The sequence below is a fragment of the Devosia sp. Root413D1 genome (assembly GCF_001425235.1).
GTDB lineage: Bacteria > Pseudomonadota > Alphaproteobacteria > Rhizobiales > Devosiaceae > Devosia_A.
This window is the reverse complement of the sequence record NZ_LMEA01000009.1, coordinates 397,360-409,907: the sequence shown is the minus strand read 5'-3', so window position 1 is coordinate 409,907 and position 12,548 is coordinate 397,360. Positions and strand designations below refer to the sequence as shown.

Here is a 12,548-nt window from a genome sequence, read left to right as displayed (position 1 = left end):
ACCGGCCATGAGTTTTTGTCAGTGGTCGCGCGGTAAGAGGCCGCGACGACGCAGTTCCGCGCGGACTGCGACGAAGCTCGGCACGTTGGTCACCAGCCGGTCGTCGCCCAACGGGTTGATGACCGCGAGCAGCGTCGCATCTGAGAAGTTGGTAAGGCGCTGCGTATCGACGTTCTCGTCGCTGCGGCGCAACATCGCCAGGAGCTCGACGAGCTCATGGTTATCCAAGTCATTCATCGGATTGGCCCCCGACAGACTCACGTAACGATAGGCCCGCCGCCCCTGTATACGTGTAAACGCATATATGTCGGACCAGTTCCCGCTACGTCAAATCACATGTTGGACGGTGATCTCCCCGGGTGTGGACCAGCGGGAGGCTTGGGAGTACCGGTGGTCGAGCTGATCGCAGCTATCACCCCACACGCGATGTCATCCAAGGTGGGTGTGGGGGCCGAGCGTCCTGACCTGGACGCAATCGTTCAGAAGAACAGGTCGTCCAGGGCGGCGTCGGTGTCGGCGGCGGGTTCGGGGGCGATTTCGATGCCGGTAAAGGCGTCGTGGACGCGGCGCTCGGCGTCCATGGTGTAGCGCTTGCGCAGGGTGGCGAGGAACTCGGTCAGTTCGATGGAGGGGAGCTCCCCTCCACCAAGCTGCGCTTGGTCGCCCTCTCCCGCCCCGCGAGGGAGGATAAGAGCGGCAATCCCCAGTTCGATATCGCTCAGGGCTTCCGAGATGGCGCCGTGGTTGGCGAGGCTGTCGACGGCCTGGTGCAGGCGGTCGGCGACCTTGGGGCCGTCGTCGTAGAGTTCGACCAGCGCCTTCTTCATCCGCATGCCGACGGTTTCGAGCTGGGTGAGCGAGGCCGCGGCCTCGCGCTCCAGATCGCCAACGCGGCCGGCACCGGCGCCGGTGGCGTTGGTGAAGGCGGCGGAGAAGCGGGCAGCTTCGTTCAGCCGTTCGACCGCCTCATGCGCCGAAACCACGGTCTCGCCGGTGAGGGTCCTGAGTTGCTGGGCGATGACGTCGAGAGCACGGCCGCGCGGGCCGAGCTGGGCGCATTTGACCGCGGCATTGAGCGAGACGAGGCGCATCTTGTACTCGATCTCCTGCACCGCCTCGACGTGGTTGAGCAGGACGCCGACTGTCTCCGAGACGGCGACCGCGACGCGATCGAGTTTTTCGCGCTCGCTTTCGCAATCGCGCAGCACGGTGACGGCGCGGCGCACGGCGCTGTGCAGTTCGGAGAGGGCCGAGCGGTTCTCGGCAGAGCCGTAGACCTGGCGCGCATGCTCGAGCACCGCTTCGACGTCGTCGGCCAGCTGAGTGAGCGCCTCGGCGCCAGAGGCCATTTCGAAGACGAGGGTTTCGCGCGCGCCGGCGAGCTGCTGGCGCTGCAGTTCGGTGATGGGGTCACTCAGTGTCGAGCTCCCCCCTCCCCCATGCTCAGCGTGGGCCCCCTCCCCCGCCCCGCGGGGGAGGGTAAGGGTGGAGAGATCGCGGAGGGCGGCTTCGACGTGTTCGACGCGCTGGCGGGTGGCGTCGCCGACCTGCAGGGCCATGACGGTGGTGGCGACCTTGTCGGCGATGGCGCGGGACATCTGGCCGGTGACGGCGCTGGAGCGGACCGAGGTGAGGCGCTGCTCGGTGACTTCGGCGAGGTCGCGCTCGAGCTCAGTGGCGAGAGTCGAGAGCGTATCGCGGTGCGCCTGCTCGAAGCTGGCGCGGGCGGTGGCGGCTTCGCCGACGACGATGCTGAGCGCTTCATAGGTGCGCGAGAAGCGCTGGATGGTGGTCGTGGCAGAGTCCGACAGCTGCGCGATGTCGGTGGTGAAAACGCCGAAATCCTCGGTGTCGGTGACGACGCTGGCGGCGACGACGCGGGCATTGATGGCGACGATGCCCATCATCTTGACGGTACGGCGCAGCTCCGAGATCGGGTGCGAAGCGCCGCGCAGCGCGTCGACGAGGCGGTTGAGATCGGCCTGCTCGGCGCCGAGCGTGACGGAAATCTCGCCGGCACGGCGGCCGACCACGGCGAGGCGATCGGTGGCCTCGGCGAGGTCCGGACCTTCGAGATCGACCGGCAGGGTTTCGAAGGTGTCGGTGAGGCGCGACAGGATCTCGGCGCACTCGGCAAGCCGGCCGCCAACGGCGACGAAGGCGCCATCGATGGCGTCGCGGGGGGCCGCGAGGTCGGCGGCGAGGGTGAGAATGCGGGGCGAGAGGAGATCTGCGTCAGCACTACTGAGAGTCTGTCCGCCCCCTCCCCCATGCTCTGCATGGGCCCCCTCCCCCGCCACGCGCGAGAGGATAACGGAGAGCTCAGTGGCAGGGGACGAGGTCATGCGGTGTCCTTTTGCGGGGCACGGGCGGCGTAGGTGGTGATTTCGGTGGCGACGCGGCGGAGCGAGACCACCTTGTCGGCGGCGCCGAGCGCAATGGCTTCCTTGGGCATGCCGAAGACGATCGAGCTCTCTTCGTCCTGGGCGAGCGTGGCGGCGCCGGCCTGTTTCATTTCGAGCAGGCCGCGGGCACCGTCGTCGCCCATGCCAGTCAGAATGATGCCGAGCGCGTTTTTGCCGGCGGCATAGGCAGCGGAGCGGAACAGCACGTCGACCGAAGGGCGATGGCGCGACACGTGCGGCCCGTCGACGATGCTGACGGTGTAGCGCGACCCCGAGCGCTGCAGCGACATATGGTGGTTGCCCGGGGCGATCAGCACGCGGCCGGGTTCGACCACATCGCCATCCTCGGCTTCCTTCACCTCCATCTGGCAGAGGCCATTGAGGCGGCGGGCGAAGGCGGCGGTGAAGCGCTCAGGCATGTGCTGGACGATGACGATGCCGGGTGTGGTGGCGGGCAGCGCCTCGAGCACATCGCGCAGCGCCTCGGTGCCGCCGGTGGAGGCGCCGATGCAGATCACCGGCGCCGTGGTGGGCATCGAGGCGGCAGCCGAGGCGGCGCGGGCAGCGGAGCGCTGCGGGATCACTGCGTCGGCGGTGAGTTTCTTTTCGACTGCGAGTTTCGGCGCCGGGGGACGGACGCGCCCTTTGAGCCTTGCATGGGCAGCGGAGCGGGCCGCTTCGCAGATGCGGACGCGGGAATCGTGCAGGAACTGGGCGGTATCGACGCGCGGCTTCTGCACCACATCGACGGCGCCCGCTTCCAGCGCCTCGATCAGCGTGTCGCTGCCCTCGCCGGCATGCGACGAGCAGATCACCACCGGGATGGGACGCTGCGACATCAGCTTCCTGAGAAAGGTGATGCCATCCATGCGCGGCAGCTCGATATCGAGGATGATGACATCGGGCACTTCGGCGCGGATCCGCTCGACGGCGATATAGGGGTCAGCCGCCGTCGCCATCACTTCGAGCTCGGGGTCGGACGAGATGATGTCCGAGAGCGTGGTGCGCACGGCGGCGGAATCGTCGACGATCAGCACACGGATCTTGCGGTCGGGCTCAGCGGAGGCGGACATCGGGGGGATCTCAGAGCTTCTGGAACACGGCGGGGGCGACCTGCCGCACGGCGAGCGAGGTGCCGATCATCGACTCCGAATGCCCGAGCACGATGTAGCCACCGGGGCGGAGGTGATCGACGAGGCGGGCGACGACGGCATCCTGATCGGCCTTCTCGAAATAGATCAGCACGTTGCGGAGGAAAATCACGTCGACATCGCGATCGAACGGATAGCTCTGGTCCATCAGGTTGAGATGGGTGAAGCGCACCTGACGGCGGAGCTCGGGCACCATGCGCACCTCGCGACGGGCGCCGGGGCGGCGCGCATGCATGAGGTAGCGCGCCTGCATTTCGGGCGGCACCGGCGCGATCATTTCGGCCGGGTAGACGGCACGACGCCCCTGCGCCAGCACGGCTGTGGAGATGTCGGTGCCGAGGATGGCGAAGCGGAAGTCGTTGCGCTGGGCCACGAAGTCGTCGAGCACCATGGCGAGGGTATAGGCCTCGGCGCCGGTGGAGCTGGCGGCGCTCCAGATCTTCAGCAGCGGGTTGCGCTCGCGGGTCTTGAGCAGGGCGGGCACCATGTGCTCGACCAGGAAATCGAAGTGCTCGGCCTCGCGGAAGAAGTCGGTCTTGTTGGTCGTGACGGCGTTGATCAGATGGGTGAGTTCGCGCTCGAGCCCGCCCTGCTTGAACAGGAAGCTGCAATAGCTGGCGAAATCGGGCTGACCGAGCGCTCGCATGCGCTTGCGCAGCCGGCCCTCGACCATCAGGCGCTTGCCCGGCGGCAGCTTGATACCGGCCTCGCCTTCGATGAGCTTGGCAATACGGCCGAAATCGAGCGCGCTGAGATGATCGTCGGCGTCGTCGGGCTGGGGCTTCTGGGCGAGGTTAGGCATTGGACGCCCTCGGAGAGTTCTGGCGCGCGCTGCCCCACCCCCTCCCGGCCTCCCCCATCAAGGGGGAGGTGAAGAGTTGAGCGTGTGGCTCGGTCGTGCCCAGCGCACTGGCGGGCACCTCCCCCCTTGTGGGGGAGGTTGGGAGGGGGGTGGCAGTCAATCCCAACATCACGCCGCCTCAGCCACGCTGCCCAATAACCGGTCGAGATCCAGCACGGTGACGAAGCTGCCGTTGCGGCGGCCGATGCCGGCGACGGCGTGGCCGCGCCAGTTGCCCGAAATGGCCGGGGGCGGTTCGAGCTCTGCGGCGTCGAGCACGGTGACTTCGAAGACCCGGTCGGTGCGCAGCCCGACGGTCATCGGGCCGGCGCCGCCGCTGACATTGAGCACCACGATACGGGTGTTCTCGGTGTCCTCGGCTTCCGGCAGCCCGAGGGTCAGGCGCAGGTCGAGCACCGGGATGCCCTGCCCACGCACATCGGTCATCCCGAGCAGGTTGGCGGGGGCCTGCGGCAGGCGCGCCACCGGACGCATCTCGAGGATCTCCTGGACCTTGTCCACCGGGGCGGCGAACAACTCGCCATTGACCCCGAGCGTCACGTACTGGGCTCTCTCGGCCATCGCGGCTCTCCTCAGGCTGCGCCGCGGCGGGTGAACTCGCTGTCGAGCTCGTCGCCGGCATCGTCGATATCGAGATCAAAGCCGCCATTGCTGCTCGGCTTGCCGGCCGAACGGGGCCGCGGCTTCAGGTGTGGGGCCTTGGCCATGATCTCGCTGCGGATGGCGTTGCTGCGCTTTGCCGCCGGCTTCTTGGTGGCTTCGGCAGCAACCTCGCGGCTCGCCTCGATGCGGAAGTAGCTGATGGCGTTCTGCAACTGCTCGGCCTGGCTCGCCAGCTCCTCCGAGGTGGCCGACATTTCCTCGGCCGCCGAGGTGTTCTGCTGGGTGACCTTGTCGAGTTGCTGGATGGCGGTGTTGATCTGGCTGGCGCCGGCATTCTGCTCGCGCGCTCCGGCGGTGATCTCCTCGACCAGCTCGGCCGTGCGCTGGATGTCGGGGACCAGGCGGGTCAGCATCTCGCCGGCCGACTGGGCGGTCTTCACCGTGGTGTCGGAGAGGGTCGAGATCTGGGCGGCGGCAGCCTGGCTGCGCTCGGCGAGTTTGCGTACCTCGGAGGCAACGACGGCGAAGCCGCGGCCATGCTCGCCGGCGCGCGCAGCTTCCACCGCTGCGTTGAGCGCCAACAGGTCGGTCTGCCGGGCAATTTCCTGCACCACCATGATCTTCTGCGCGATGGTCTGCATGGCGGCGACGGCGTCGTTGACCGCGGCGCCCGAAGCGATGGCGTCGGCAGCGGACTGCCGGGCAATCTTTTCGGTCTGCAGCGCGTTGTCGGCGGACTGCTTGATGGTGGCGGCCATCTCTTCCATCGAGGCGGACGCCTCTTCGGTGGATGAGGCCTGTTCGGTGGCGCCCTGGCTCAACTGCTCGGCGGTGGCGGAGAGCTCCTGCGAACCGGCGGAGACGTTGTTGGCCGAGGTGATGGCTTCGGCGATGACATCGCGCAGCTTTTCGACCATGCGCTGCAGCGCGAGGCCGAGCGTGTCGCGGTCGGAGAGTGGCTGCGGCTCGACGGTGAGGTCGCCATCGGCGATGCGGTCGGCGATGGCGGCGGTGGCGCGGAGGTTGGCGGTCATCACGTTGACGGTCGCAACGAGATCCTTGATTTCGTCATTGGATTTGATCTCGATGTTCTGGTCGAGATCACCAAGAGCGACGGCGCTGACCACCTGGCTGATCTTGCCGAGGCCGCGGCTGATGCCGATGATGATCATGGCGGCAGCGCTGATGGCGATGATGGTCGAGCCGACCAGCAGCGCGGTCAGCAGCAGCGAAGACGAGCCGTAGAGGGCTTCGGCGTTGGCGATGGCTTCGTCGAGCTGGGTGTCGTTGAGCGCGACGATCTCATCGAGGCGGGCCACCGAAGCCGCACGGACTTCGGCGGCCTTGCCGGCGGCGAGCGCGAAGGCTTCGGCATCGAGGTTGAGGGTCGAGAGGCGGCGCACTTCGGCGTGCTGGACCAGGTAGGCGTCATAATCGGCGCCGAATTTGTCGACCAGTGGCTTGCCGACCTCGCTGGAGAGTTCGCGCAGTCTCGCGGTATCGGCGTCGACGGCGTCGATCTCGGCGTCCATCTGGGTGACCAGCGCGGTGATGGCGCCGGGGTCCTGGGTGAGGATCAGGTTCTTTTCGTCGCGCGCCACTTTGAGGGTCGAGGTCTCCAGCTCGGCAGCGAGCTGGATGCGCTTGACGTTGCCTTCCATGGCGGCGTTGAACGAGCTGTTGAGCGCCCCGAGGTTCAGCAGCGCAATGGCCATGCTGATGGCGCTGAGCACGATGACCGTGGCGAAGGCCGCGATCAGCTTGGTCTTGATGGTCAATCTCATTTGGCGTGGCCCCCTAGCCCACGGACCGCTTCTGCGGTCCTCTGCCCAAAATCTGCAGTCAGTAAGATCGGCGTTCTGCGATTGGCCGGGGCGAGCGAACACCCCGGCCGGACTCAGTCGGTGTCGGATCAGGCAGTGCCGCGGCGGGTGAATTCGCTGTCGAGATCGTCGCCGATGTCATCGAGCTCGAGGTCGAAGCCGCCGCCGGTGGCGCGGGCCGGAGTTTTCTTGCGCGTCAGGTGCGGCGCCTTGCTGAGGATCTCTTCCTGCAACTGGGCGGTGCGACGGGCGCGCTGCGGGGCGCGGTCGTTGGCGGCATCGACGCGGGCCAGCTGGCCCTGGTCGATGCGGAAGTAGCTGATGGCGCTCTGCAACTGCTCGGCCTGGCTGGCCAGCTCCTCGGAGGTGGCCGACATTTCCTCGGCCGCCGAGGTATTCTGCTGGGTGACCTTGTCGAGCTGCTGGATGGCGGTGTTGATCTGCGCCGCGCCGGCATTCTGCTCACGCGAGCCGGCGGAAATCTCTTCCACCAGTTCGGCCGTGCGGCGGATATCGGGCACGAGCTTGCTCAGCATGTCGCCGGCCGAGCGCGCCGCCTTCACCGTGTCGACCGAGAGGGTGGAAATCTCGGCGGCGGCAGCCTGGCTGCGTTCGGCGAGTTTCCGCACCTCGGAGGCTACCACCGCGAAGCCCCGGCCATGTTCGCCGGCCCGGGCGGCTTCCACCGCGGCGTTGAGCGCGAGCAGGTCGGTCTGGCGGGCGATCTCCTGCACCACCATGATCTTTTCAGCGATGGTCTGCATGGCGGTGACGGCATTGCCGACGGCTTCGCCGGAGGCATTGGCATCGGCGGCCGACTGGCGGGCGATCTTCTCGGTCTGGCTGGCGTTGTCGGCCGACTGCTTGATGGTCGAGGCCATCTCTTCCATGGAGGCGGACGCCTCTTCGGTCGAGGAGGCCTGCTCGGTGGCGCCCTGGCTCAGTTGCTCGGCGGTAGCCGACAGCTCCTGGCTGCCGGAAGCGACGTTGCGGGCCGCAGCAGTGACCTCGCTCACCACTTCGCGCAGCTTCTGCGTCATCAGGTTGAGCGCGTCGATCACATCCTTGATCTCGTCGTTCGACTTGACCTTGGCTTCGGCGCTTAGATCGCCGCCGGCGACCGCATTGGCGAGACCAAGCGCGGCGCCGAGCGACTTCGAGATCGAGAAGACGATCCACAGGGCAGCGAGGATGGCGATGACGGCCGAGCCGATGAGCAGGCCGATCAGCAGGGTCATTGCGCCCTCATAGAGCTGGCGGGCCTCATCGTCGGCGGCGTTGAGCAGCTCCTTGTTGCGCACGATCATTGTGTCGATCGCCGCATTGGCAACCCGGCGCAGTTCAGCCGCTTCATTGGCAGCCAACAGGGCGTTGTAATCGCCGCGCTGGATCGAGACCCCGACCGCCTTGTCCATGGCTATGACCAGGCCGTCATAAGCCTCGTGAGCGGTTTTCAGCAGACCGGCTTCCGTCGCGGGAACGGTGCGCTCGAGGGTGGGGAACAGCTGGGCCAGGCCTTCGATGCCGGCCTTGTAGTCGGCATACCACTCGTCCTGCTTGGCCGGGAGCGAGGAGGCGAGCAGCACGTTGCGCTGCTGGCGGAAAGCATCGGTGATGGTCATGAAGGCCTCGGACGCCGCCTTGAAGGCGGGAAAGGCCGAGAGGTCGCCAGCGCTGACGCGGTTGGAGAGGCCGGTGACGAGAGCCGTCATCGCCTCCTCGAGCGTGCCGAGCGCGCTGCTGCCATCGGTGGTGGTGATCTCGAGCGCCTCTGTATCGGTGTTGAGCGAGGCGAGATCCATCACCTTCTGCGCGCCGACCTTGTAGGCCGCAGTCTGCGCGGCGAACTCATCGAGGCTCTCGCGGACCTGGGCATCCTTGACGTTGTCGTTGAGGAAGGCCGAGTACTTCTCGATCTCGGCGCCATCCTCACCGATCTTCTCCACATAGTCGGCGATCTCGGCGGCATCATCGCTGATGATCATGGCGCGCAGGCGCGAGCCGATCGACTCGAGGTGGGTCTGCACCTCCATCATCGCCATGGTGTTGGCGGCACGGACGTTGACGATTGTGTCGAGCGACTGGTTCAGCCTGTCGAGGTTCTGCAGCGCGATCAGCATGCTGACGCCCGACATGACGATGACGGCACCGAACACGGCCGCCAGCTTTGCCTTGATAGTTAGCCTCACGATGCGGCCCTTTCTTCTGATGCGTTAGGCGAGCCGCTTCTGCGGCCCTCTAGTTCAAAGATGCGGTGGATGTCGGGGATGATGATGAACTCGCCCCGGCGCTTGCCGATGCCGCGCACGTAGTCGGGCCGCCAGCGCATGCCGACGCGCGGCGCCTCCTCGATGGCGGCAGGCTCGATATCGGTGACGTCGTAGACCTTGTCGGCAAGAATGCCGACAACGCTCGGCTCGCCCTCGATCTCGGTTTCGATGACGACGATGCGGGTGTCCTGGTCGGGTTCGGCGCTCTGCATGCCGAACGCCACCTTCAGATCGGTGAGCGGCACGACGCGACCGCGCACGTTGATCAGGCCGGCGGCGAAAGGCGAGGCGTTGGGCACCTCGGTGACCGGCACCAGATCGAGGATCTCGCGGACGCTCCGCGCCTCGATGGCGAAGAGTTCGTCGTCGAGCCTGAGGGTCAGGGCGCGCATCGGTTCGGTGAAGGCGGTCATGCCGCGGCCCTCCCCTCGGTATTGCGATATTTCTCCTCATGCGCCTGGCCGTAGGAGACCAGCCGCGAGGTATCGAGGATCAGCGCCACGGTGCCGTCGCCAAGGATGGTGGCGCCCGAGAAGGTCTCGAGGTCGGTGTGGAGCTTACTGAGCTGCTTGATGACGGTCTGGTTGTTGCCGATGATCTGGTCGACCACCAGGCCGGCCCGGCCCTCGCCTGACGAGATGATCACCACCTTCTGGTGGGTATCGGCGTCACCCGGGGTGTTGAACAGGTCGCGCAGCCGCAGGAACGGCACCAGGCTGCCGCGGATATCGAGGAAGTTGCGCCCGCGCGAATGGGTCGCGACTTCGGCCGGCAGCTCGACGCACTCCTCGACCGCCGAGAGCGGGATCGAGTAGCGGCCATTGCCGACGCGGACCAGCATGCCCTCGATAATGGCCAGGGTGAGCGGCAGGCGGAGCGTCGCCGTGGTGCCTTCGCCAGGCCTGGTGGAGAGCTCGATCTTGCCGCGGAGGCCATCGATAGTGCGCTTGACCACATCCATACCGACACCGCGGCCGCTGAGCGAGGTCACCTCCTTGGCGGTCGAGAAGCCGGGCGCGAAGATCAGTTGGAACAGATCGTGGTCGGCAATGCGCGACTCCGGCGTCAGCAGCCCCTGCTCTTCCGCCTTGGCCCGGATACGGGCGGCGTTCAGCCCAGCGCCATCATCGGTGACCGAGATCGCCACCTCGGCGCCGGCATAGACGGCGGAGAGGCGCACGGTGCCTTTCACCGGCTTGCCCGCCCTGATGCGCTGCTCGGCGGTCTCGAGGCCGTGATCGACCGAGTTGCGGATCAGGTGGACCAGCGGGTCGGCGAGCCGCTCGATCATGGTCTTGTCGAGCTCGGTGTCCTCACCCGTGGTGATGAACTCGATTTCCTTGTCGAGATCGCGGCTCAGGTCGTGCACGAGCCTGCGGAAGCGCGAGAACAGCGACCCGATCGGCACCATACGGATGCCCATGGTGGTGTCGCGCAGGCCGGAGCTCAGGCGCTCCAGCTCCTCGGCGATGGTTTTCAGATTGCCGTCTGAACTCTGCGCCGCCATCTGCGACAGGCGCGCCTGAGCGATGACCAGCTCGCCGACCCGATCCATCAGTTCGTCGAGCCGCTCGGCCGGCACGCGCAAGGACGTCGGGGCGCGCTCGGCGGTTTCGGTCTTCGGTTCTCTCGGCTCGCGTTGGGTGCGGACCGGGGCGGCGTCAGCGATGGGTTCGTCGGCCTCAAGCACCGGTACATCCTCAGCGAGGATGTCGAGCACCGGCGAAGATATCGGCTCGGGCGCGACGACAGCCGCGAGCGGTTCGATCGATAGCTCCATCCCGTCCTTCAGGAACAGGAAGACATCGTCGAGTGCAGCGGTGGGGTCGGGATGGGCGAGGTCGACCTGCCAGCCGAGGTGGCAGGCTTCGGGATCGAGCACATCGAGGGTGGGGACGCTGTCGATAAGCGCCGTGACCTCGCAGGAACCGAGGTCGGCGATTTCGCCGAGCAGCAGCAGCGGGTTGGTGCCGTGCACCAGCGCATCCTCGGGCAGCTTGAAGCGGATGCGCCAGCGGCCGGTTACCTGAGGCGCGACATTGGCAGCAACAGTGGCGCTCTGCGCCATCGGCGCGGCCGGGAAGCGGTCGGGTTCGACGATGCCGCGGAGGGCAGCCAGGATGGCGTCGCCGGCATCGGTCGCGGCGTCGGGGGTCTCGATCAGGTGATGCACATGGTCCTTGGCGTCGAGCGCCACGGCGACCAGCTCGGGAGTGATCGGCGACAGGCCCTTGCGCACCTTGTCGAAGGCGGTCTCGAACTCGTGGACGAACGCCGCCACATCGGTGAAGCCGAACATGGCGCCCGAGCCCTTGATGGTGTGCAGCGCCCGGAACACGGAATTGACCAGGTCGGCATCGCCAGGGTTCTGCTCGAGATCGAGCAGGCCCTGCTCGAGCTGCTCGAGCAGTTCGCGGGCTTCCTGCCGGAAAGTGTCGGTGGGGTCGGAGCTCATGCGCCAGTCACCTTCCTGATCACGGCCAAGAGCTGGTCCTGCTTGAACGGCTTGACGATCCAGCCGGTGGCGCCGGCCTCGCGGGCCTGGCGCTTCAGCTCCTCGTCGGACTCGGTGGTCAACAGGATCACCGGGATGCCTTTACCGGCGGGGTGCTGCCGGAACTTCTTCAGGAATTCCAGGCCGTTCATGACCGGCATATTGAGATCAGTGACCACCGCGTGCACCGTCTCGGTGGTGGCCTTGTTGTAGCCCTCGAGCCCGTTGCCGGCCTCGAGCACGGTGAGACCGGCGCTCTTCAGCGTCATGGCGACCATCTGCCGGATGGAGGCGGAATCATCGATGGTGAGGATGGTCTTGCTCATGCCGCCTCGCGCGTCAGGGTCCAGGAGGAAAGGGTTGTCACCAGTGGCCGGCCGGCCGCGGTGAAGAAGCCGGCGCGCACCAGAGCGCGGCCCATCGGCGTCGCAGCATCGGCAGCAAGGCTGAGGGTGCGATCGTCGGCGGCAGCGCTCTTGGTGGCCGAAACCAGCAGCTGCAGCGTGCCGACATCGACGCTCTCAACGGCGGCGATGTCGAGGTCGACAGCCCGATGCTCGGCCAAAGCTTGCTTGATGCGAGTATGGAGTTCGGAAATATTGCGTAGGGAAAGGTCGCCGCTCAAATGGAGCGGGTGCGCTGATGGTCGCGACATGGCTTCGTTCTGGCCCCGGACAAGTATGCTTCTGCGATACGTAACGTCTTGTTTTCAGAGGCAAAACCGCGACCTCGGCGGGAACGACGGTTCTGTCGCCCCAGCCCGAAAACAGTCCCCGCGTCCACGGAATTGCTGTTTGCCCCTGATGACCACGATGATCAGCGCTATTTGTTAAGTCTCAATTACCGCTAAGCAGTATTTGGTAGAATTATGGCGATGAAGTAATCGCAAGTATTGCGTGCGGCGTATTGAGTCAGCCGAACCCGCTGTCATGACTCACAA

At 66.4% G+C, this 12,548-nt stretch carries 11 protein-coding genes; all 11 read right to left on the bottom strand.

All coding sequences use genetic code 11. The features are described from left to right. Positions 1–18: 18 nt before the first annotated feature. The 11 genes from ASC89_RS13890 to ASC89_RS13840 all read right to left on the bottom strand — a co-directional run bounded on the left by ASC89_RS13890 (position 19) and on the right by ASC89_RS13840 (position 12,263). On the bottom strand, positions 19–237 hold the full coding sequence (locus ASC89_RS13890; RefSeq protein WP_055998720.1) for a hypothetical protein: 219 nt from the start codon (positions 235–237) through the stop codon (positions 19–21). Between the two features lie 242 nt (positions 238–479). After that, positions 480–2,345: a hypothetical protein gene (locus ASC89_RS13885; RefSeq protein WP_055998718.1), complete on the bottom strand. Its 1,866-nt coding sequence runs from the start codon at positions 2,343–2,345 to the stop codon at positions 480–482. Continuing rightward, on the bottom strand, positions 2,342–3,478 hold the full coding sequence (locus ASC89_RS13880) for a chemotaxis response regulator protein-glutamate methylesterase (RefSeq protein WP_055998716.1): 1,137 nt from the start codon (positions 3,476–3,478) through the stop codon (positions 2,342–2,344). The genes ASC89_RS13885 and ASC89_RS13880 overlap by 4 nt, the downstream gene beginning before the upstream one ends. A 10-nt stretch (positions 3,479–3,488) precedes the next feature. Beyond that, on the bottom strand, positions 3,489–4,358 hold the full coding sequence (locus ASC89_RS13875; RefSeq protein ID WP_055998715.1) for a protein-glutamate O-methyltransferase CheR: 870 nt from the start codon (positions 4,356–4,358) through the stop codon (positions 3,489–3,491). Positions 4,359–4,526: 168 nt separating this feature from the next. Then, positions 4,527–4,979 carry a chemotaxis protein CheW gene (locus tag ASC89_RS13870; protein WP_055998713.1) on the bottom strand — a complete coding sequence of 151 codons (453 nt, stop codon included), beginning with the start codon at positions 4,977–4,979 and terminating at the stop codon, positions 4,527–4,529. Between the two features lie 11 nt (positions 4,980–4,990). Further along, entirely contained in the window at positions 4,991–6,805 is a 1,815-nt protein-coding gene (locus tag ASC89_RS13865) for a methyl-accepting chemotaxis protein (protein WP_055998711.1), read from the bottom strand. Between the two features lie 128 nt (positions 6,806–6,933). Next, complete coding sequence (locus tag ASC89_RS13860; RefSeq protein WP_055998709.1) at positions 6,934–9,033, bottom strand: methyl-accepting chemotaxis protein; 2,100 nt, start codon at positions 9,031–9,033, stop codon at positions 6,934–6,936. After that, entirely contained in the window at positions 9,030–9,527 is a 498-nt protein-coding gene (locus tag ASC89_RS13855; RefSeq protein ID WP_055998707.1) for a chemotaxis protein CheW, read from the bottom strand. Before ASC89_RS13855 ends, ASC89_RS13860 begins: the two co-directional genes overlap by 4 nt. Next, positions 9,524–11,569 carry a chemotaxis protein CheA gene (locus tag ASC89_RS13850; protein WP_055998705.1) on the bottom strand — a complete coding sequence of 682 codons (2,046 nt, stop codon included), beginning with the start codon at positions 11,567–11,569 and terminating at the stop codon, positions 9,524–9,526. The genes ASC89_RS13855 and ASC89_RS13850 overlap by 4 nt, the downstream gene beginning before the upstream one ends. Continuing rightward, entirely contained in the window at positions 11,566–11,934 is a 369-nt protein-coding gene (locus ASC89_RS13845; RefSeq protein ID WP_055876504.1) for a response regulator, read from the bottom strand. The genes ASC89_RS13850 and ASC89_RS13845 overlap by 4 nt, the downstream gene beginning before the upstream one ends. Then, a complete protein-coding gene (locus ASC89_RS13840) occupies positions 11,931–12,263 on the bottom strand; it encodes an STAS domain-containing protein (protein WP_082533368.1) in 333 nt (110 codons plus the stop codon). Before ASC89_RS13840 ends, ASC89_RS13845 begins: the two co-directional genes overlap by 4 nt. Positions 12,264–12,548 lie beyond the last annotated feature (285 nt).